The sequence below is a fragment of the Nonomuraea turcica genome, assembly GCF_030718205.1.
Taxonomy (GTDB): Bacteria; Actinomycetota; Actinomycetes; order Streptosporangiales; family Streptosporangiaceae; genus Nonomuraea.
In genome coordinates this window covers 61,362-81,082 of record NZ_JAUZQF010000004.1, presented here as the reverse complement: position 1 = coordinate 81,082, position 19,721 = coordinate 61,362, and the positions used below count along the sequence as shown (strand labels likewise).

19 protein-coding genes are annotated in these 19,721 nt (G+C 69.9%); 7 read left to right on the top strand and 12 right to left on the bottom strand.

The genetic code is table 11. The features are described from left to right. Window positions 1-82: 82 nt before the first annotated feature. The 5 genes from Q9G87_RS12270 to Q9G87_RS12250 form a co-directional block, all read right to left on the bottom strand. Window positions 83-1,213, bottom strand: a complete 1,131-nt coding sequence (locus tag Q9G87_RS12270; protein WP_305916422.1) for a GNAT family N-acetyltransferase — start codon at window positions 1,211-1,213, stop codon at window positions 83-85. Continuing rightward, complete coding sequence (locus tag Q9G87_RS12265; protein WP_305916421.1) at window positions 1,210-1,581, bottom strand: hypothetical protein; 372 nt, start codon at window positions 1,579-1,581, stop codon at window positions 1,210-1,212. The genes Q9G87_RS12270 and Q9G87_RS12265 overlap by 4 nt, the downstream gene beginning before the upstream one ends. 285 nt (window positions 1,582-1,866) lie before the next feature. Further along, complete coding sequence (locus Q9G87_RS12260; protein ID WP_305916420.1) at window positions 1,867-3,411, bottom strand: RNA polymerase sigma factor; 1,545 nt, start codon at window positions 3,409-3,411, stop codon at window positions 1,867-1,869. Between the two features lie 106 nt (window positions 3,412-3,517). Next, window positions 3,518-5,299 (bottom strand): substrate-binding domain-containing protein, encoded by a 1,782-nt coding sequence (locus Q9G87_RS12255; protein WP_305916419.1) that lies wholly within the window; start codon window positions 5,297-5,299, stop codon window positions 3,518-3,520. 195 nt (window positions 5,300-5,494) lie between these two features. Next, the gene (locus tag Q9G87_RS12250) at window positions 5,495-6,133 is read right to left on the bottom strand and encodes a cation diffusion facilitator family transporter (protein ID WP_305916418.1); all 639 of its coding nucleotides are present in this window, start codon (window positions 6,131-6,133) and stop codon (window positions 5,495-5,497) included. Between the two features lie 173 nt (window positions 6,134-6,306). Between Q9G87_RS12250 and Q9G87_RS12245 the strand changes: the two genes are divergently transcribed. The 3 genes from Q9G87_RS12245 to Q9G87_RS12235 all read left to right on the top strand — a co-directional run bounded on the left by Q9G87_RS12245 (window position 6,307) and on the right by Q9G87_RS12235 (window position 9,658). Then, window positions 6,307-7,077 carry a DUF4184 family protein gene (locus tag Q9G87_RS12245; RefSeq protein ID WP_305916417.1) on the top strand — a complete coding sequence of 257 codons (771 nt, stop codon included), beginning with the start codon at window positions 6,307-6,309 and terminating at the stop codon, window positions 7,075-7,077. A gap of 29 nt (window positions 7,078-7,106) precedes the next feature. Then, a complete protein-coding gene (locus Q9G87_RS12240) occupies window positions 7,107-7,916 on the top strand; it encodes a TrmH family RNA methyltransferase (RefSeq protein WP_305916416.1) in 810 nt (269 codons plus the stop codon). 140 nt (window positions 7,917-8,056) lie between these two features. Beyond that, window positions 8,057-9,658: a sulfatase family protein gene (locus Q9G87_RS12235; protein WP_305916415.1), complete on the top strand. Its 1,602-nt coding sequence runs from the start codon at window positions 8,057-8,059 to the stop codon at window positions 9,656-9,658. A 14-nt stretch (window positions 9,659-9,672) separates the two neighbouring features. Here the strand turns inward: Q9G87_RS12235 and Q9G87_RS12230 are convergent, their stop codons facing one another. Both Q9G87_RS12230 and Q9G87_RS12225 read right to left on the bottom strand, forming a co-directional pair. After that, the gene (locus Q9G87_RS12230) at window positions 9,673-9,954 is read right to left on the bottom strand and encodes a hypothetical protein (RefSeq protein ID WP_305916414.1); all 282 of its coding nucleotides are present in this window, start codon (window positions 9,952-9,954) and stop codon (window positions 9,673-9,675) included. 119 nt (window positions 9,955-10,073) lie between these two features. After that, window positions 10,074-11,126, bottom strand: coding sequence for a LacI family DNA-binding transcriptional regulator (locus Q9G87_RS12225; protein ID WP_305916413.1), 1,053 nt, complete (start codon window positions 11,124-11,126; stop codon window positions 10,074-10,076). Between the two features lie 74 nt (window positions 11,127-11,200). Between Q9G87_RS12225 and Q9G87_RS12220 the strand changes: the two genes are divergently transcribed. Beyond that, on the top strand, window positions 11,201-11,380 hold the full coding sequence (locus tag Q9G87_RS12220) for a hypothetical protein (RefSeq protein WP_305916412.1): 180 nt from the start codon (window positions 11,201-11,203) through the stop codon (window positions 11,378-11,380). Between the two features lie 55 nt (window positions 11,381-11,435). After that, the gene (locus Q9G87_RS12215) at window positions 11,436-12,014 is read left to right on the top strand and encodes a hypothetical protein (protein WP_305916411.1); all 579 of its coding nucleotides are present in this window, start codon (window positions 11,436-11,438) and stop codon (window positions 12,012-12,014) included. Between the two features lie 27 nt (window positions 12,015-12,041). Here Q9G87_RS12215 and Q9G87_RS12210 read toward each other — a convergent pair whose 3' ends face one another. After that, window positions 12,042-12,878 carry a D-alanyl-D-alanine carboxypeptidase family protein gene (locus Q9G87_RS12210; protein WP_305916410.1) on the bottom strand — a complete coding sequence of 279 codons (837 nt, stop codon included), beginning with the start codon at window positions 12,876-12,878 and terminating at the stop codon, window positions 12,042-12,044. A gap of 105 nt (window positions 12,879-12,983) precedes the next feature. Here Q9G87_RS12210 and Q9G87_RS12205 point away from each other — a divergent pair, with 105 nt between their 5' ends. After that, window positions 12,984-13,175 (top strand): YegP family protein, encoded by a 192-nt coding sequence (locus Q9G87_RS12205; RefSeq protein WP_305916409.1) that lies wholly within the window; start codon window positions 12,984-12,986, stop codon window positions 13,173-13,175. Here the strand turns inward: Q9G87_RS12205 and Q9G87_RS12200 are convergent. Next, window positions 13,170-13,664, bottom strand: a complete 495-nt coding sequence (locus tag Q9G87_RS12200) for a DedA family protein (protein WP_305916408.1) — start codon at window positions 13,662-13,664, stop codon at window positions 13,170-13,172. The two genes, Q9G87_RS12205 and Q9G87_RS12200, sit on opposite strands and share 6 nt — an antisense overlap. A 164-nt stretch (window positions 13,665-13,828) precedes the next feature. Here Q9G87_RS12200 and Q9G87_RS12195 point away from each other — a divergent pair, with 164 nt between their 5' ends. Continuing rightward, window positions 13,829-14,335 carry a hypothetical protein gene (locus tag Q9G87_RS12195; protein ID WP_305916407.1) on the top strand — a complete coding sequence of 169 codons (507 nt, stop codon included), beginning with the start codon at window positions 13,829-13,831 and terminating at the stop codon, window positions 14,333-14,335. On the opposite strand, the gene Q9G87_RS12190 is transcribed toward Q9G87_RS12195, so the two are convergent. From Q9G87_RS12190 to Q9G87_RS12180, 3 genes are all read right to left on the bottom strand, one after another. Next, window positions 14,304-17,699 (bottom strand): BTAD domain-containing putative transcriptional regulator, encoded by a 3,396-nt coding sequence (locus Q9G87_RS12190; RefSeq protein ID WP_305916406.1) that lies wholly within the window; start codon window positions 17,697-17,699, stop codon window positions 14,304-14,306. The genes Q9G87_RS12195 and Q9G87_RS12190 overlap by 32 nt on opposite strands. A 78-nt stretch (window positions 17,700-17,777) precedes the next feature. After that, on the bottom strand, window positions 17,778-18,845 hold the full coding sequence (locus tag Q9G87_RS12185) for a lysylphosphatidylglycerol synthase domain-containing protein (RefSeq protein WP_305916405.1): 1,068 nt from the start codon (window positions 18,843-18,845) through the stop codon (window positions 17,778-17,780). Between the two features lie 50 nt (window positions 18,846-18,895). Next, window positions 18,896-19,714 (bottom strand): PIG-L deacetylase family protein, encoded by an 819-nt coding sequence (locus Q9G87_RS12180; RefSeq protein ID WP_305916404.1) that lies wholly within the window; start codon window positions 19,712-19,714, stop codon window positions 18,896-18,898. Window positions 19,715-19,721: the final 7 nt, after the last annotated feature.

The following is a 19,721-nucleotide window of genomic DNA, read 5'->3' as shown; positions in this document are numbered from 1 at the left end:
GCTGCGGGAATGGCGAAACCGGTGAACGGTGCATTGAAGGGTCCTGTGGAGTGAGGGTGTGCTGCGGGTTTGGGTGGAGCGCTCAGCGTGCTCCGGTCGGTTCCTTGACTACTGCGTTGGATGGCTCCTGCTGCTGCATCGAGGTGCGCACCCGACCGAAGCCCTTGAGGACACGGTCAGCCGCTCTATAAAGAGACGGTCGATCCATGACAATTGTTCGGGCTTTGTTGAAAGGAGTTCGGCCGATCCAGTGGACCGCCGCCGTCGCGGACGGCCGGGAGATGCGGCCTTCGGCGACGTACAGGACCCCGCTCTTGAGCCAGTCTTTGTACTCCTTGCCGCCCTTGCCCATGTCCACCATGTGCACACCGTTCTTCGCGGCGGCCTCGGCCATCTGGAGATGGTGCACGATGCCGGGCGAATAGCGCGCGTACTCGGTGTCGTAGGCGGGGAACCACCCTACAAGGGTGGTAGCCGTACGGAGGCCGAAATGTCCGGCGACCGGCACGTCACCGGCATAAAGCATGGTCAGGACGCCTGCGAAGTCCGATGAGTTCTCGGCATGCATCATGTCGGTCAATTCGACGATCCACGGCTGGGCGAATCTGTCCACCCGGCCAGTTCTCCGATACTGGTCGGACTTCCAGGCCAGTAACGTCCGCATCACCTCAGGGTCGGCCGAGGCCCACTCGAAGCGCAGCTCGCCCTGCTCGCGACCCATCTTGCGCTCCTTGTAGCGCACGGTCTTGAGGTTTTTCGGCGAGTTGGCCTTGACCTGCTCGACCCAGGCCTCGAAGCCGGAGGTGAAGTCCATGACCGGAGCCGGGCGCACGTCCTGCTCGTAGGGGGCGAACGTCGGCTGCCCGGCCACCAGGTGGTCGAAGTCGAACACGCTGAGCTTGCAGGCCCGCAGCAGGGCCTTGGCGTCCAGCTTCAGGTCCGGGGTCGAGATCAGACCGTGGCAGGTGGTGAGGAAGCCGCCGAGCGGTTTGCCGATGCCGAAGCTGTGCCGCTCGTATGGGAAGAATCCCTTGATGCCGCTTCCATCTGAGATGACCGCCACCCTCACGTAGTCACGCAAGCGGTCCATCGCCACGGCGAACTCGACCGACAGGAACGGGTTGTCCAGACTCCGGTCAGCCTTCTGCAGCTCACGCCATCGGGCCCGCTCGGAGTCCCCGAGCTCTCCCGGCCGAACTACCTGGATGTTCACCTTGCCCTGGCCCCCTGTTCGCTCTGCATGCTCTTCCCCCGGTACAAGACGCGGAGCACGTACATGAACCCGCCGAGCACGGCGACCGTCGCCACACCGGCCCGCGGTGACCACGCGCCGAAAAGCAGCATGGCCTCGGCGAGCAGCACGTTCAGTACGAGACTTGCCGCGGCTCCTACAGATAGAGCGGCCAGTGGGTCACGATCACGCAACAGTCCCACTACGGCCGCCCCTGGAACCACCAGAAGGAACAACGAGATCAGGAACGGGCGCAGCGGCGTCTCGATGTCGAACAGCGCCACTACCGCTCCCGCTATGCAGGCCAGCCCCACCAACCAGGCGAGGGCTCTGCGGTGCTGCCTGAGCATCTCCTGTATCTCTCCTGCTCCACTGGTCAAAAGCGCGGTTTATCGCAGTTCATGGGACCAATCCGCGCCTGAGCACGTCAATGCCGACGCTTGGCGACGCGCTCCGGTTTACCGGCAGGCAGAGATTTCTTGTGTGAGGTTAAACACACGGTCAAGCAGTCTCCGGACCCCGACGCAGCCCCAAGCACACCAGGATGCCCTATGTAGCCTAGGATCTTCGAGTCAGGGTCCGATATATCCCTGATTGTCGTCTAAATAAGAGTCTACTGTGACGTTACGCGAGCTTTACCCTGCCATGGTCTCCACTGAGGACGTCTCGAGCCCCGTGGGTGATTCGGTCGGCTCAGGCGTGGGCGTCGGGTCGTCGCTCGGCGGGTCGGACGCCCGGGGCTCCCGGCCGTCCCAGGAGAGCGAGCAGGTCCCGGTGCCGCCGTTCGAGGTGAACGTGACCCGGCCCGTGCCGGCCTCGTTCGGGTCGATCACCGTTACCCAGATCATCACCGAGCCGCCGGTCTTGATCGACCCGCTCGCCGGGAACACGTCCAGGCCCTGAGAGGCGGTCGCCACCCAGGACACCGAGGCGTTGCGGGCGCTGAGCCCGATCTTGGCCGCCCCGTCGATTCCCCGTGGGCACGAGACCCCGAGCCTGGCGCCGGGCGCGGGCCTGCGGCGGGTGGCCGTGGGTGCGGCCGCGGGCCTCGTGCTCGGCCGCGCGGCGGCCGGCCGCCCGCTCGGCGTGGGCCCGTCCGACGGGCCGGTGCTCGAGGTCGGGGTCGGGGTCGGCTTCGGTGAGGGAGTCAGGTCATCCTGCTCGGGCACGGCCTCCGGCGTCGGACTCTCTTCGGCGGGGAGGGTGGGGGAGAACTGCAGCGCGGTGGGGTTCGACGCCTTCCCGCCGCTGATCACGACCATGGCGCCCGTCGCGGCCAGCACACACACGCCCGCCAGCACCACCGGCGCGAGCCTGCGCGGCCTGCGCCGGCGCGAGCGGCGCTCGGCCGGCACCGGGAACCCGGCCCGGTCGAAGCTGTCCCCGCGATCCATGATCAGCGTGCGGGTCTGACCGCGCTCAGGACTGAGACACGTGTCGATCACCCGGCGGCGCAGGGAGATCGGCGGGAACGCGACCGGCACCATGTCCAGGAGCCGCCCGGCCGAGACCTGCCGATGCCGGCCCTCGGTGCACACCTCGCAGCCGCCGATGTGCCCCGACAACCGCCGCCGCAGCAGCGGGGTGAGCGGCCCCTCCCACGAGTCGACCATCGCCGACAGGTCGGGGCAGTGCGCCCGGCCCGTCCTGGCCAGCACCACGGCCGCCGCGGCGATCTCCAGATGGTCGCGGGCCTTGCTCAGCTTGGCGGCCGCCTGCCGCGAGGTCAGCGCCAGCACCGCGCCGGCCTCGGACGGGGTCAGGCCGTGGCGCAGCGACAGCTCCAGAACCTCCCGCTCGCTCTCGCCGAGCTCGCCCAGCGTCTCGTGAACCAGGTCGGCGAGCTCCGGATCCGCCTGCTCCTCCAGGTCGGGAAGCTCTTGTGTGGGGGTGCTCCGGTGCGCCATCCTGGCCCGCACCTGGAATCTGGCCAGCGCGTACAGCCAGGCCCGCAGCCGGCTCGGCTCCCTCAGCCGCTCCACGCACCCCTGCGCGGTGACGAGGGCGTCGTGCACGGCGTCCGTCGCCAGGTCCCGGTCCCCGGCCAGGGAGAAGGCGTAGTCGTACAGCCGCTCTGCGTAGGAGTCGAAGAGCTTGGCGGGAGCGTCGGCGTCCGCGCGCCGCAGAGCCTCCACGAGCTCCTGATCACCGGCGCGATCGACGGTCGGCCATCCAGGCACGGATCCCTCCCCGCAGGTACGACGGGCACTCAAGCCCCACGCGGAGAGGACGCGGCCTAGTTTGTCCAGGTTCGCCCCTCATGCCCATTGGGCATGAGAGGGGAACTCAGCCGTCGCAGTTCGGGGAGCAGAGGCGGCGCTCCATACCCTGCAGGAAGAAGTCGCGGACCTGCAGGATGTTCTTGGCGATGTACGCCTCGCCGCCGGTCGCCTTGGCCAGCGCGTCCATCCGCTGCTTGCCGGGCGCGGCGTCCGGGCCGAAGGCGATGATGATGATGCTGACCGGGCGCTTAGGGTCGTAGGTGTCCTTCAGGAACTGCAGGATCGCCGGATTCTTGATCCCGCCGTCGGGGTCGTCGTTGCCCGCGCCGTCCGTGAGGATCAAGAGCGTGTTGATCTTGTCCTGCTGGTACGTCTCGGTCATCTCCGTGTACGCGGCCTTGAGCGTGTCGTTCAGCCCCGTGTCGCCCGTCGCCTTGGCCTGGATCGTGCTGAGCTGCTTGACCATCAGGTCCTTGCGGAGCGTGCCGTCGATGCTCTCGGTGAGCGGTCCGAGGGAGACGATCTCCTTCCAGTCCTTGCCGCGGCCGTCCAGATGCGTGGAGAACGTCCACACGCCCAGCTCGGAGTCGGCGGGGAACAGGCCGAGACCCTCAGTGGCGATCTTGCCGATGGCCTGCATCCGGGTCATGCCCGTGCCCGGCACCGGCAGCGCCATCGTGCCCGAGACGTCGAGCAGGGTGAGCAGGCGTGAGCCCAGGTTCAGCCTGGACCAGGTCTGCACCATCCGCGCCACGGTCGCCCCGTCGGGAGCGGGCAGCGCCTGCGGGGTCTCCGGGGTGAACCCCTTGTCCTTCGTCAGCACGTCGCCCGCCTTGCCGTCCGCGCTGCGGAAACCGGCGTCACGCAGGATCTTCTTGGCCGGATCCGTGGACAGCTCCTGCTTGAAGTCCGCCGCAGCCTTCTGCGTGGCCGGATCCTTGGTGAGGATCGTGACCGGGTAGTCGAGGCTGAGCGTGCCCTCCTCCGGATAGAGGGCCACCACCGGGGCCTCCGGCTTCTTCGTGTTGTGCGCGTAGATGGCCTGCTCGGAGGCCACGCCCACGGGCACCTTGCTGCCGGACTTCACGGTGAGGCTGGCCAGCAGCGCCGTCGAGTCGGACGCGAGCTGGCCCGACAGCTCCTTCAGCGCGCCCACCAGCGCCTTGTCCTGCCCGGCCTCCTTGGCCGTGCCCGCCGCGGCCACCAGCGCGGCCAGGCCCGCGGAGTTCTTCTGCGGGTCGAGGGCGAGCACGCGGACCTGCTTGCCGGGGCCGTCCACGTTCGCCACGTTCGCCGCTGCGATCATGCTGGACCAGCTCGGCTTGAGGGCGCTGGACAACTTCGCCGCGGCCGACTTGGCCGCCGCCAGCACGACGGGGGAGGTGGCGATCGAGACCTCGGGCTCGGGCAGCGCCTTGCCCGCCGGGGTCCTGCGCATGCTCTCCAAGAGCAGGCTGGAGTCCGCCACCCAGAAGTCGGCGGTGGCCTTGCCCGCGGCCAGCGCGTTGGCCGTCCTGGCCGCCGCCTCCTTGGCCACCGTCACGTCCACGCACTTGCCGTCGATCGAGTGCATGGCCTTGTTGTAGTTATTCGCGATCTTGCTGAGCGACGGCTCGATGTCGGGAGTGGCGACGACGCGCAGCGCGAGCTTGCCGCCCGAGCAGTCGTGGTCGCGGTTGAAGATGACGAACGCGGCCACACCGAGGAGCACGGCCAGCGCCACGGCGCCGGCCAACGGCACGAGAACGCGGCCCCGGCTGCTGCGGCGCCTGCGGGAGGGGGGTTCGCTGGCTCGGTATCCGCCGCCGTATCCGCCGTCGAGCTCGTCTGTGCGGTGTCGCCCCACGATGTCCTCTTAGGTGTGTTGAGACCTTCCGGAGACCCTAGCGGGAGATGCTCCGCAATACTCCGGGAACGATACTCGGTGCGGTCAGTGGTGCAAAACAGCCCTTTTGATGCGGCAATTACGCTCTGTGGCCGTCGCTGGCCGCAACTGTGACCGAATTGCCAGCAATATACGGGGGATGTGGCGGACGGTTGTTCAGTGGGAGCAGACGTGGCCGCGCCAGGCCCGCTTTCCCTCCCGTACCGCGACCGCCGCCAGCATCAGCGCCACGGCCGGATCCACCCACCACCAGCCCAGGGTGTTGAGCCACAGCCCGGCCAGGACGCCGGCCGCCATCGCCCCGCAGATCAGATTCTGCATGCCCTCGCCCGACGTGGCCGCGGAGGCCAGCCGGCGGCCCAGCCGCCGCTTGATGATGCCCAGCGCCGGCATCCCGACCAGGCTGCACGCCGTCACCACGATGCCCAGCACGCTCGGCGTGGCCCGGTAACCCTCGCCCAGGTCGTAGGCCACGTGTATGACCAGGTAGGGCGCGAGCAGCCAGAAGCTCAGCGCGATCGCCTTCCTGGCGGTGCTCTCCGCGCCCGGCGACAGCGTGCGCGCCCCGGTGAACCGCCACAGCACGATCAAACTGGCCGCCGCCTCCACCAGTGCGGACAGTGCCCATCCGATCAGCGCCACCGAGTGCGCGGCCAAGCCCGCCGCCAGGCCGAGCGTGCTTTCGACACCCAGCCAGGCGAGCGTGGCCACGGACAGCCAGCGGGCCGTGCGGGCCGCGCGGAGCCAATCGGCTGACGCGGCCGGATGCTCATGAATCCGCTGATCAGGCACCATGAACCCCCGAACTCCCGGCTATCCGGCCGTCGACAGCGAACTGTTACTTACCCATCACGGATCGTTATCTTGGAAGACGAAGGCAAAGGGATGGTCCAGTTCCGCACATAATGAGCGCTGATCGTTGGGGATGATTCGGGACTCTTCAGGACTCTTCGGGGGAGGGCAAGTCTGTGCCGTTCACGCCCAGTCACATCGCCGCGGTGGTGCCGTTGATCATGTCATCACGGGTACGCAGATTCGCCGATCCATGGGCGTTGGCGATGGGAGCGATGGTCCCGGACCTGCCGATCTTCCTCCCTTTCCTGCCTGACTACACCAACTGGCACTCCTGGCTCGGCGTCGTCACCATCGACCTGGCCGCAGTGCTGATGCTGGTGCCGCTGTTCCACTGGATCTTCAGGGACCCGCTGATCTCCTTGCTCCCGCCGTCGCTGGCCGGCCGGGCCGCGCTCTTGGCCCCGGACCGGCTACGGCCGCTCCCCATCGCCGCGGGCGCCGTGCTCGGCGCGGTCACTCACGTCGTGTGGGACTCCTTCACCCATTCCACCGGCCCGGCGGAGTGGGGTCCGTGGTTGTCCGTGTCGGTTTTCGGGGTGATCAGGCTGTTCCGCCTCCTGCAGTACACGTCGTCGGCGATCGGGCTGGCCGTGGTGGTGTGGTGGGGGTGGCGGGGACTGTCGAGGATGGCGGCGGCGCCCGTGCCGGACCGGTTGCGGATCTCCTCGCGCACGCGCTGGACCGTGCTGGCGGCCGGCGCGGCGGGGGCCGCCGCCGGCGCGCTCCTCTGGCCCCTGGTGGACGAGCCCAACCCGGTGTTCGGCCTGCCCGGCCTGATCACCAAGGTCGGCGCGGGCACGGTGATCGGCCTGTGCGCGGTCCTCACCTGCTACGCCATGGTGTGGCAGGTCAGGCGGCGCATGACGGTGGCCGAAGGCGCTTGAGTGCCTCACCGGCTGGCAGTATCGGGAGCGTGCTGGAGTACGTAACCGACGCCGACGACCCGCGCCTTTCCGACTACACCCGTCTGCGGGACGTGGAGCTGCGCAAGAGCCTGGAGGCCGAGCGCGGCCTCTTCCTCGCCGAGGGCGAGAAGGTGATCAGGCGTGCCATCGGCGCCGGCTACCCGATCCGCTCCGTGCTGACCACGGGCCGCTGGCTGCCCGCGCTGTCCGATGTGCTCGGCGACGCCCTCGTCTACGTGGTGAGCGACGAGATCATGTTGGGCATCGCCGGCTTCCAGGTCCACCGCGGCGCCCTCGCCTCCATGGAGCGGCTCCCGCTGCCCTCGGTCGACACCCTGCTCAAGGGCGGGACACGGCGGCTGCTGGTGCTGGAGGACCTGGTCGACCACTCGAACGTCGGCGCGATCTTCAGATCGGCCGCCGCGCTGGGAGTGGACGCGATCATCCTGTCGCCCCGGTGCGCGGATCCGCTCTATCGGCGGGCGGTGAAGGTGTCGATGGGAGCGGTGTTCTCGATCCCGTACGCGCGGATGGACGACTGGTTCGACGGGCTCGCCCGGTTGCGGGAGGCGGGCTACCAGACCCTCGCCCTGACCCCGGATCAGGCCGCCATTCCGATGGACGAGGTCGTCCTGGCGGATCGCGTGGCGCTGCTGCTCGGCGCCGAAGGGGATGGGCTGTCGTCCCACTGGCTGGAGGAAGCCGATCAGGCGGTGTGCATCCCGATGAGCGCGACGGCCATGGCCGCCGGCGTGGACTCACTGAACGTGGTGGCCGCCGCCGCGATCGCCTGCCACGGGTTGATGCGCGCCACGTGACCTGAACCGTTCGCGCTCCCGCACCGCGATCAGCCCTGCCGACCTTTGCCTGATCGTGGGATGAATTGGTCGATTATTCGTGATGTCGGACATTAGCGTACATTGCAGCCCTAAGCTCCCTCCCTCCGTAAAGGGCTGTCATGTCCATGCGCGCGAAAATCCTGCGAGCCTGGGCGATGGTGTTGGCCGTCGTTCTGGCTCTGACCACCGCCGGCCAGGCGAACGCCGCGAGCGTCGTCGCCAAGCCCGAGCGGCCGAACATCATCTTCTTCCTGGTCGACGACATGTCGGCCGAGCTGCTCCAGTACATGGACGCCGTCAAGGGCCTGGCCAAGGGCGGCACCACGTTCGGCAGTTACTACGTGGCCGACTCGCTCTGCTGTCCGTCGCGGGCCACGATGTTCACCGGGCAGTTCCCGCACAACACCGGCGTGCGCACCAACGAGGGCTACGACAGGGGCGGCTACCGGGCGTTCGCGCCGCACGAGGGCCGCACCTATGCCACCGCGTTGCACCAGGCCGGCTACCGCACCGGCTACCTGGGCAAGTACGTCAACGAGTATCCGGCGGGCGAGGGCTACAAGGTGCCGGCCGGGTGGGACGAGTGGCATGTCGCGGGGGCCGGCGGCTACAACGAGTACAGGTACCAGCTCACCCGCTACATCAAGGAGCAGACGCCCGGCGCCAGGCCCCATGACCCGTCCGACGGCACCTATCTGGTGGACGAGCTCGGGAAGCGGGCGGTCGGGTTCATCGAGCGCTCCCGCCGGTACGCGCCCGACGAGCCGTTCTTCCTCCAGGTCTCGCCGTTCTCGCCACACGCCAGGGTCGACGTCAAGCCGGGCGACAAGGAGCCGCGTTTCCCGCCCGCGCGGCGTGACCGGCCGAAGAACAAGTGGCCCGCCGGCGAGTTCCCCCACGGGGACTGCGGCGGCGTCGACTGCGCCGACATCGATGTGACCACGCTGCCCGCGTTCAACGAGGACACCGCGGACAAGCCCTCGTGGGTGCGGCGGGAGCCGATCGAGCCGAAGCTCATCAAGGAGCTGCGCACCGACTTCCGCAACCGAGTCCGCATGGTGCAGTCGATCGACGACATGGTCGAGCGCGTGCTGTCGACGTTGACCGAGCGCGAGCGGCGGAACACATACGTGGTGTTCACCAGCGACAACGGTTTCCACCTGGGCCAGCATCGCCTGCTCCGCAACAAGTCCACCGCCTATGACCACGACGTCCGGGTGCCGCTGCTGGTCAAGCGCCCGGCCGCGGGACGGCAGGGCGATCTCGTGACCGGCGCCATCGCCCAGAACGTGGACCTGTTCGCGACCTTCCTCGACATGGCCGGCATCGATCCGGCGCTGCGTGACAGCCGCGACGGACGCAGCCTGCTGCCCCTCATCCAGGGCCGCCCGGTGCGGGACTGGCGCAACGCGGCGCTGATCGAGCACGTCAAGCCGGAGCCGGCCACGCCGGGCTTCGACCCCGACGCGGACTCGCGCAAGGTGGGGAACGCCACTCCGCCCACGTACGGCGCCGTGCGCACCGCCGGCGAGCTCTATGTCGAGTACGAGGGCGATCCGAAACCCGAGTACTACAACACCGTCACGGATCCTCACCAGGAGTCCAACGACCCGCGTAACCCCAGAACGGCCGGCCTCGTGCAGGCTCTCGACGACCTGGAGAGCTGCGGCAAGCCGGGCAGGACGAACTGCTGGGACGCCGCGCACCTACGCGAGCCGTAAGGACTGGAGGACTTTCAAGGCTGGTCGGTGAGCCAGGCGGGGTAGCCGTCGAGGTCGTGGCTCACCGGCCGGCTGACGATCGGGCCGTTCTCGCCGCTTCCTCTGATGTGCTGTTCGAGGGTCGGCGCGTGCTGGTCCGTCGTGATGAGGGTGAGCTGCCAGGCGTTCGCGGACGGGTGGGGCACCTCGTCGATGTCGATGGACGTCGCCAGGCCCGCACGCAGGATGCCGTGCGCCACCGCGGCCGCTTTCGTGCGGCCTTCGATCGTCGCGCGGACCTCGATGAACTCCGCCATGGCACATTCCCTCTCAAAGGGCCTGAAATTCCGACGCCACTCGCATGAGCGACTGAACCGTACCCCATGGGATGTGTCATGGAACAGGGGCAGATCGCGCCCCAAACCCGCCAGGAGGCCTAACGCTCAGGGGGCGGGGCGGTTGAGGAGCGGACGACGAGCTCGTGGGGGAAGATCAGCCGCTCGGGCTCGGCCGCGTCCCCCGACAACAGCAGCCGCCCCGCGGTCTCGCCGATCTCCTGCTTCGCCTGCCTGATCGTGGTGAGCCCGGCCTCCTCGGCGGCGCTGTCGGAGAACCCCACCACCGACAGCTCCCCGGGCACCCCGATCCCCAGGTCGGCCGCCGCGTCCAGCACGCCCAGCGCCAGCACGTCGGTGTTGGTCAGGATGGCGGTGGGTCGCGGAGAGCGGCCGAGCAGCGCGTGCCCAGCCTTCCTCCCCGCCTCACGCGAGTTGCGCGCCACCTCGTAGAACGGCACCCCGGCCCACGCCAGACCGGTCTCCTCGCACGCGCTCTGGTAGCCGCCGCGCCGCCCCCGCATGGCCTCGAACACCGCGCCTTCCTGCCGCGCCGGGTCGGCCCAGCCGGTGTAGCCGTCGTCGTTGAGCCCCACCATGGCCACCCCGATCCGCCGATGACCCAGTTCCAGCAGGTGCCGCGCGGCCGCCGCACCCGCCGCGGGCTCGTCGATGCCGACGAACGGGTGTCCGGGCACGTAGGGCTCGTCCACGATCACCACCGGCAACTTCCTGGCCAGCACCTCGGCCAGTGCGGGGTGCCCGTCCGGCAGCGACACGACGCAGAAGGCGTCCACCACCGCGTCGCGTACGGTCTCGCTGCGCCGGTCGCCGTGCGGCAGCGGCAGGATGAGCAGCCCTACTCCCGCGTCCTCGGCGGCCGTGGCCAGCCCTTGGAAGAACCCGATCGCGTAGGGGTCGGCGAACGCGTACGCCAGCGTCTCGCTGAAGATCAGTCCGAGCGCTCCCGCCCGGCCGAGCCGCAAGGACCGTGCCGTCGGATTGGGCCCCGCGTAGCCGAGCTCGTCGGCCACCTCCATGATCCGCTGCCGTAGCCCTTCGCTGAGCTGGTCGGGGCGGGAGAAGGCGTAGGACACGGTGGCCCGGGACACGCCGAGCCGGTCGGCGATCGTCTGGAGTGTGACCCTGGCCATCGTCCCACCGTACCGAAGACCTTGTGGTGCTGCTCTTAATCAATTAAGGTCTTAATTGATTAAGGAGGAGATCGATGGATGCCATGCACGTCCTCGCGCATCAGACCGCGATGGGATATCGGGAGTCGCTGAGTGCGGCGCTGCCGGGTGCGCCGCGCAGGCCGCATCGGGACCGGAGCCGCGTTCGCGTACGGCTGGCGCACTCGCTCAGGTGGACGGCCGACCGCCTGGATCCGGTGTGCCGTACGGTGTGATGCTGCAGAATGTGACGGGCCGATTACCTAGACAGATTTACCCAGGGAGGGGTCCGTGAAAATGACCTGGATCATCGCAGTCGCGGCCGCGGCCGGCCCGCTGACCGCCGACGTGGCGCACGCGCTGAGTCCGCCCGTGGCCGGTGGTCCGCGAAGTCCGGCCGCGACCTCGCCGGCCGCCCTGATCTGCGCCGTCGCCACGCCGCCCGGCCGGCCGCTGGTCTTCGACCCGTGGGTCGGGCTCGCGCCCCGGCGCGCCGCGGTCGGCGGCCACCTCCAGCTCACGGGCTGCACGTCGCCGGACGGCTCGGCGACCGGTCTGCGCTCCGGCTGGGTCGCGTTGAAGGCCGACGGCGTGTTCTCATGCACGAGCGCGCGCCGCGTCCGCGGCCGCGCGGTCATCACCTGGTTCGGCGGGGACGGCCGCCCCGTCGGCACCTCGAGCCTGCGCGGCCGGGGCGACTCTCTGGCCACCCAGCGCCCGGCCGACACCCTGCTCACCGGCGCCGTCACGTCGGGGCCGCTCAGGGGTGCGCGGACGCGCGGCGGCATCGCGCCCGACACGGGCCTGCTCGGCTGCGCCGCCCAAGGTCTGGAGCGCCTCAACGGCGCGGGCCACATGACCTTCGGCTAGCACCGTCCCTCTCCGCCCCCCTCCCGGCTAGCCTTCGATGATCTGCTCCTCGGCATAGTCGAGCAGCTGCTCGGCCGTGGTGAAGCGGCGCTCGTTCGCGTCGTTCAGCAGCACGCCCACCACCTGCCGGCCGGCGCGCTCGCCCGCGAACAACAGGCAATATCCGGCCGCGTTCGTGTATCCGGTCTTCACGCCCAGCACCCCGTCCGCCCGTGACAGCAGCTTGTTGGAGTTGCGCCACGTGTGCGCCCGGTGCAGCGCGGTCTTGCCCACCATGTGCAGCTTCTTGCCGACCACGGTTCTGAAAGTGCTGCTCGCCAGAGCGTGCTGGGCCAGCTTGGCCTGGTCGATCGCCGTCGAGTAGCCGCCGTTGGCCGGTGTGGGCATGCCGTCGGCATTGGTGTAGCGGGTGCCGGTCAGGCCCAGGGCGCGGGCGGTGTCGTTCATCTTGGCGACGAAGGCCGGCTTGCCCGGGCCGTAGCGGCGGGCAAGGGCGTTGGCCGCGTCCGCTCCTGAGGGCAGCATGAGCCCGTACAGCAGGTCCCTGACCGTGAGGGTCTCGCCCTTCTTCAGCCCCGCCGTGGTGGCGCCGCCATGGGCGGCGTACTTCACGTCGGTCGCGGTGATCGTGATCGTGTCGCTCAGCCGGGCCTCGCGCAGCACGACGTACGCCGTCATGACCTTGACCAGGCTGGCCACCGGGACCCGCCGCGTCTCCCGCTTGCCGAAGTGGACCGTTCCCGTCGAGTCGACGACGTACGCCGACGAGGCCATCACGCTCGGCGCGTCGGCCGCGGTAGCGGGGGAGGAGACCCCCATAACCACCGCGAGTACGGCACAGCTGATCAATCCCGCAATACGCATGCCAAACATGTTGGCAGGAGATCAACGGTCCGTTTGCGAAGTAGCGCCATAAGGCCCCATCAGGCATGGGTAAACGAATCTTAGATCGAGGAGGAGGGGGCGACCGTGGCGGGCAGGTTCGTGATCAGCGAGGACGGGCAGGGCGGCTTCCGCTTCGCGCTCGTCGCGAACAACGGGCAGACGCTGGCGGTGGGGGAGGGCTATCCGACCAAGGTCGCCTGCGTGAACGGCATCGAGACGGTGCGCAGGAACGCCGTGGACGCCGTCATCGAGGACCAGAACGGGAAGGAGCTATGACACCAGGAGCGTCTCGTCCGCGGCGCGTCGCCTCCTGCGCCGCCGCACCATGAGCAGGGCCGCGGCCGCGACGGCCACCACGGCGACGACCGCCGCCGTGACAGGCGAGCGCACGGCCAGCTGGAGCCAGCCCCAGAGGCCGAACCACCACAGGGGCGCCCAGGTCAGGCAGCCCAGCGCGCTGGCGACCACATACCAGGGATAGGACACCCGCAGCGCGCCCGCCACCCACGGAAGCGTGTGCCGCAGCATGGGCACCCAGAAGCACCCGTAGACGGCCAGCGCCCCCCACTTCTCGACGACCCGCTCGACCTTCTCGATCCGCTCGCGGCCCACCTTGACGCCGATGCGCGAGTCGTAGAGCTTGTCGCCCAGCTTGCGGCCGACCCAGTAGTAGACCTGGAACGCGCCGAACAGGGCGAGGATCAGGATGGCGCCCACCAGCCAGTATGGCAGGCCCAGCCAGAACGGCCTGGCGAAATCGTCCATCGGCCCGCCCTTCCTGAAGCCTTAGGTCAGCCTTACCTTAGTTCAAGGTGCAAGTGATGGCCACACCGGCTTGCAAGTCGCCCCGCAAAAGGTGCAACCAGCCGACAACCAGTACTCAACCCCTCCGCCCCACTCTAGGGGTGAGCCAAAAAGGGGTGTTGACGATGTCGACGACGAGAAGCGCAGCCGTCCTGGCCAGTGGCACCGCGAACGCGGCCAAGCTGTTCGTGGCCGCCCTTGCTTTCACCAGCGCGTACGTCGGCTTCTCCGCCTACAGTAGCGCCAGCTCCACCCCCGAGCCCGCCAGGACCGTCACCCTGTCGGCCCGGGAGGCGCCCATCACCGAGCAGCTGCCCGCCCAGGCCGGCAAGGTCACCGTGAGCGTCCTGGCCGACGGCGGGACCGGGTGCGCCAAGTCCTACGTCGCCCGCAGCGTGCTGCTCAACCCCGACCCCGCCGAGGGCGTGACGTACGGCTGGCGGCTGGCCCGCTGGAGCCCCGCCACCAAGACCTGGCGCACCTACCTGGTCGACCACGACGGTTTCGTGGGCGCCGCCCGGACCGTCGAGTGGCGGCCCCAGATCACCCGCAACCCCGGCTGGTATCGCGTCGAGCTGGCTGTCGAGGGCGCCAAGACCGTCACGAGCGACCGTTTCCAGGTGAGCTGCTGACCGACCGCTGCGCCGCCTCCACCCAGCGCGGCACGCCCACCCGCTCGGCCACTTCCAGGGCCTTCAGGTAGTGGTCGTGTGCCGCGTCCGGCTGTCCCAGGCGGATGGCCAGGTCGCCGAGTGTCAGCGCCACCGGCCACAGCGCCACCACGCCCGTGCCCGCACCCGCCACCCGGTCGGCGAACGGCTTGAGCTTGTCGTAGCAGTCGACCATCCGCTCCCGGTCGTCCAGCAGCATGCCGGCCAGCGCCCGCCAGGTCATCGCCAGCTCGTAGAGGAAGTCGGGGCGCACCGGCGGTCGCGTGGCGGCCACGGCCTTGGCGTCGTTGACGTGCCCGGCCGAGGCCAGGGCCAGCGCGTAGGCGTCGAGCGTCCACTTGGCGCCGCTGTGATGTTTCTCGGCCAGCAGGTCAACGGTCTCCGCGGCCCGCCCGTCCACCAGGTGCAGGCAGAACATCGTGATCAGCGGCAGGTCCTGGCGGCCTTCGAGCATGCCGGCCCGCGCGGTCATCCTGGCCGCCTCCCGGTAGGCCCGCTCGGCGCCCGCGTAGTCGCCGGCGATCATGAGCCGCATGCCGCCGTACCAGACCACGACCGCGGCCGGGGCCGGCAGGTCGTACTGTCTGGCCAGCCGGTCGGCGGCGGCCGCGTGCTCGTCGGCCGCGGTGAACTCGCCCCTGGCCGCCGCGCACTCCAGTAACACCAAGTGCGCCAGCGCCTGTGTGGCCATCTGTCCCGAACGCTGCGCGACCTCCAGCAGCTCCCTGCCGATGCTCTCCCGCGTGTCCACGGCCGGGATGTCGTAAGACTGCCGCAGCCGCCCGCTCAGCGCGGCCGCGATCAGCGCGGGGTCGCCGCTCTGCCGGGCCAGCTCCAGCGCCTCCAGCGACGCCTGCCGCCCCCGCTCCGGCGAGGAGGAGCCCTCCAGCTCCAGGGCGAGCGTGGTCAGCAGGCTCGCCCGCAGTCGCTGCTCGCCCTCGGGCAGTTCGATGAGCGCCCGCTCGGTGACGTCCACGATCTCCCACGCGGTGCGGGTGAAATCGCGCGCCATGCCCTTGTGCGGCACGGCCAGCGACGCCGCCACCTTCGCGGTGATCTCCAGGTCACCCAGCGGCAGCGCTGCGTCCATGGCCTGGCGGCGCAGCAACCGCGCGGCGTGCATGTCGCCGCACAACGCCAGCGCCCTGATCTGGCGCAGCATGAGCCGCAGGCGCTCCTTTGCGCGTTCCGGCGTCTGCTCGCCCGATTCGTCGTTGCGAGAGCGGTCGAACGCGGCGATGGCCTGCTCCCACAGGGTGGCCGCCTCGCGATGGGCGAAGCGCCGCTCGGCCTGCTCGGCGGCCAGGCCCGCGTAGTGGACCGCCTTCTCCGCCGCGTCGGCCAGGTAGTAGTGGTGTGCCAGCGCGGCCACGTCCGACGACGTGCGCTGCTCGATCACGCCGGCCACGGCCGCGTGCAGGCGGGTGCGGCGCAGCCTGGAGGCGTCGGAGTAGATGGTGTCGCGCACCAGGTCGTGGTCGAACCTGAGCAGCCCGGGCCCCGGCTCGGTGACCAGTCCGGCCAGCAGGGCCGCCTCGACCGCCTCGATCACCGCGTCCTCGTCGCCGGCCACGGCGATCAGCACGTCGAGATCGACGTCCCGGCCGATCACGGCGGCCTGCAGCAGGATCTGCTGGGCTCCGGACGGCAGCTGCGAGATGCGCCGCCGCAGCACGTCACGTACGCCGGACGGCACCTTGGAGAGCACCTCTGTGGCGCTGGCCCGGTCGGCCGCGCCCTCGGCGTCCAGCAGGCGCACGGTCTCGCGGACGAAGAACGGGTTGCCGCCGGTGCGCTCCACGATCGACTCGACCGCGTCCTCGTCGATCTCGCGGACGCACGTCGCCCTGACCAGCTCGGCCACGGCCTTCGGATCGAGTCCCGACAGACCCACCCGCAGCGGCCCGAGCCGGGCCAGCGCGGCCAGCACGTCGGACTGGCGGTCGTCCAGCTCGCTCTCCCGGCACGTCACGACGAGCAGCACCCGGCTGGTGGCCAGCAGGCTCGGCAGCGCCCGCAGCAACGCCAGTGTCTGGTCGTCGGCCCAGTGCAGGTCCTCGAGCGTCACCAGCACCGGCGCCCGCCGGGCGACCCCGGCCAGATAGCCGCCGACCGCGCGATGCAGCCGGAACCCGCCGGACACCTCGTCCTCGTCGGGATCGGGCACGGCGTCGTCCAGCAGCGGCGCCAGCAGCTGCTGGTATTCGCCCGCGCCGGTCATGCCGACGAGCGTGCGCAGGATCTCCACCCATGCCCACCCCGGCGGGGTGGCGCTGGAGTCGGGGCAGGCGCCGGAGGAGGTGATCCAGCCGTCACCGGCCAGCTTGCCCTCCAGCTGGCGCAGCAGCGTGGTCTTGCCCGCGCCCGCGACCCCGGTCACGATCGCGACCTGGAACCTGCCCGTCCGCGAGGCCGCCGTGGTCAGCCTGGTCAGCTCGGCGTCGCGGCCCACGAACGGCTCGGGCTCCAGCGGCGGCGGCTCCACGGGCGAGGTGGGACGGGGCGGCCAGGTGTCGGTGGTCGCCGGCGCCGGCCGCGAGGGCCGCGCGGGCACGGCCAGCTCCAGCTCCGGCGACTGGGCCAGGATGTCGGACTCCAGCTTGCGCAGCGCGGGGCCTGGGTCGATGCCGAGCTCGTCGGCCAGGATGTTCCTGGCCCTGCGCAGGGCGGCGAGGGCGTCGCCCTGCCGGCCGCAGCGGTAGAGCCCGAGCGCCAGCAGCCGCCAGCCCTCCTCGCGCAGCGTGTGCTCCGTGGTGAGCGCCTCCAGGTCGGGCACGGTCTCGGCGTGCATGCCCAGCCGCAGCCCGGTGTCGGCGTGCCTCTCGCGCGCCACCAGGCGCAGCTCGGTCAGCCGGTTGACCTCCGCCTCGGCCCACTGCTGGTCGGCGAAGTCGGAGTAGGGGGTGCCGCGCCAGAGGCCCAGCGCCTTCTCCAGGCGGCCGCGGGCCGACTGCGGATCGCCCTCCTCCAGGTGCTCGCCCGCCGCCCGGACAAGCTGCTCGAACCTGAGCGCGTCGACTTGATCGGAGGCCACCCGCAGCGCGTAGCCGGAGGCGACCGTCACCAATAACCGGTTGGGCCCGCCGCGCGGGCGACCGGGCTCCAGCACGCGGCGCAGGCGCGAGATGTAGACCTGCAGGCCCGACTGTGCGCCCTTGGCCGCGTCGTCGTCCCACAGATCGTAAAGAAGCGTGTCAACCGGCACAACCTGACCCCTGGCCACGAGGAGTCGGGCGAGGACGGCCCGCTGCCGCAACCCGCCGAGGTCGAGTTCGTCGTCGTGTTCGTACGCCTCGACTGGCCCCAGAACTCGGAACGCCACCATGTCAGCCGCCACGCTATGCGGGCCTATGAATCACGCACAAGGCCCGTGATTGATAAACACCTGAGGGGTTTGGGATTGTCACTGGGGGGCCTTCGACTTCGAGATCGCGGACGGGGACCCCGTGCCGGCGTTCCGGCCGTTGCGCCTGCGCAGTAGCGCCCATGCGCCCAGTGCCAGGCCGCCGAACGGGATCTCGATAGTGTATGTCCAGAAGCCGAAAAGCAGTGCGGTCGCGGTGGCCGGAGCCGCGGGAACGGCGAACGCGGTGGTGAGCAAAATCACCACGCCGCTCTCCATGATCCCGGCGCCGCTGGGCGTGATCACGGCGCTGGTGAGCACTCGTGACAGGGCGAAGACCGCGATCGACTGGGCCAATCCCGGCCAGGCGCCGGTGGCGTGCATGCAGGCCACCATGATCGACCACTGGAACCCGAGGAAGAACACCATGCCCAGCGACAGGCCGGGCCACCGGGTCCTGACCACCCCGGCGGTGTCGGCACGCAGCCGGTGGAACGCCTGGGAGGCGTCGATCCTCAGCCGCAGCACCCGGGTGAGGCCGTCGAGCGCCCGGCCGAGCAGGTCCGCGGCGCGCTGCCAATAGAGTGCGGCGGCCACGATCACGCACAACGCCAGGATGGAGATCGCGCCAGTCCAGCCCGCGTTGGCGACCGTCGCGTTGGGCGCCTCGCCCGCGATCAGCAGCGCGATGATCCCGATGGCCGGCAGGATGAATCTGAACAACGTGTTCCAGATGCCGCTGACCAGCGTCATGACCACGATCGAGCGGTTGGGGAAACCCCATCCCCTGGTCATCGCGAACGACAGAGCCACACCCACCGCCCCGCCGAACGGCAGCAGGTTGCTCACCGCGCTGCCGGCCGCGTTGAGCGTCAGACCTTGAAGGTTGTTGAGCCCGGGCAGCGAATTGGTCAGCACGAACGTGTAAGCCAGCAGGCTGAGCAGCCACAACGCGGTCATCAGCGCGATCTCGCCCGCGCCGAGCGTGCCGAAGACCGCGCCGATCTCCGCCCAGGAGACCGGTTTGCCGGTGAGGGCGCGCACGATCTGCGGCAAATAGACCACGAGCAGCACGGCCAGCCCGAGCGACAGCACGGACAGGGCGATCTGCAGCCACTTGTTCTTCATCGGGGTCCAGTCTGCCGGGTCAGGGCCGGCGGTCTCTTCCTCCGGAAGTACTACTTGGGCCACTTCTCGAAAGGATGACGCAGCCGGGTCCCTTCGGGAAGCCCGCGGCGAACGTACCACTCGGTGCCGAAGACGAAGCGGTAGAGGGGGCGCGGGACCTTCAGCAGGACGGCGAGTGTGCGGTCGCTGTCGCCGCCGCTGGCCTGGGAGACGTGCGCGGCCATGGAGGCCCGCTTCTGTTTCGTATATTTCCGGACATTCACCCAGTGGGTGATGGTCTCTCCCGGCGAGTACGCGCTCTCGAACGTCCGCACGTCGAACTCCGGCGGGAAGGTGTAGAACCGCCTGGCCAGCTTGAGCAGTCGCAGCAGCGGATCCCGGTTGACCGTCGCCTCCAGGACGATCTCCGTGCCGGCGATCTGCGCGGCCCGCTTGCCCACTCGGTGCACCTGCACGTGGTCGGGATGCCCGTAGCCGCCGGCCGGATCGTAGATCGCCAGCAGCTCGGCCTCCTCCTCCTGCAGGATCGCGGCCAGCGCCTTGGCCGCCTCCTCGCTGTCGGCGTCCATGAAGGCGTTGTCCGGCCGCTCGTCCGCTCGGCCGCCCTTGGGGCTCAGCCCCGAGTCGCCGTAGCCGAGGCACTCGACGCGGGCGCAGCCCAGCACCGCGGCCGACTCGTAGAGCTCCTTCATCCTGGTCTCGCCCAGCGTGTCACCCGGCTCGATCTCGGCCAGGCCGCGCTCGCCCGCGGTGGCCACCACGAGCACCACGCGGTGCCCCTCGGCCGCGAGCATCGCCATGGTGCCCGCCGTCAGCAGGGCCTCGTCGTCGGGGTGGGCATGGAAGAACACAGCGGTACGTGGAGGCACACGCCCA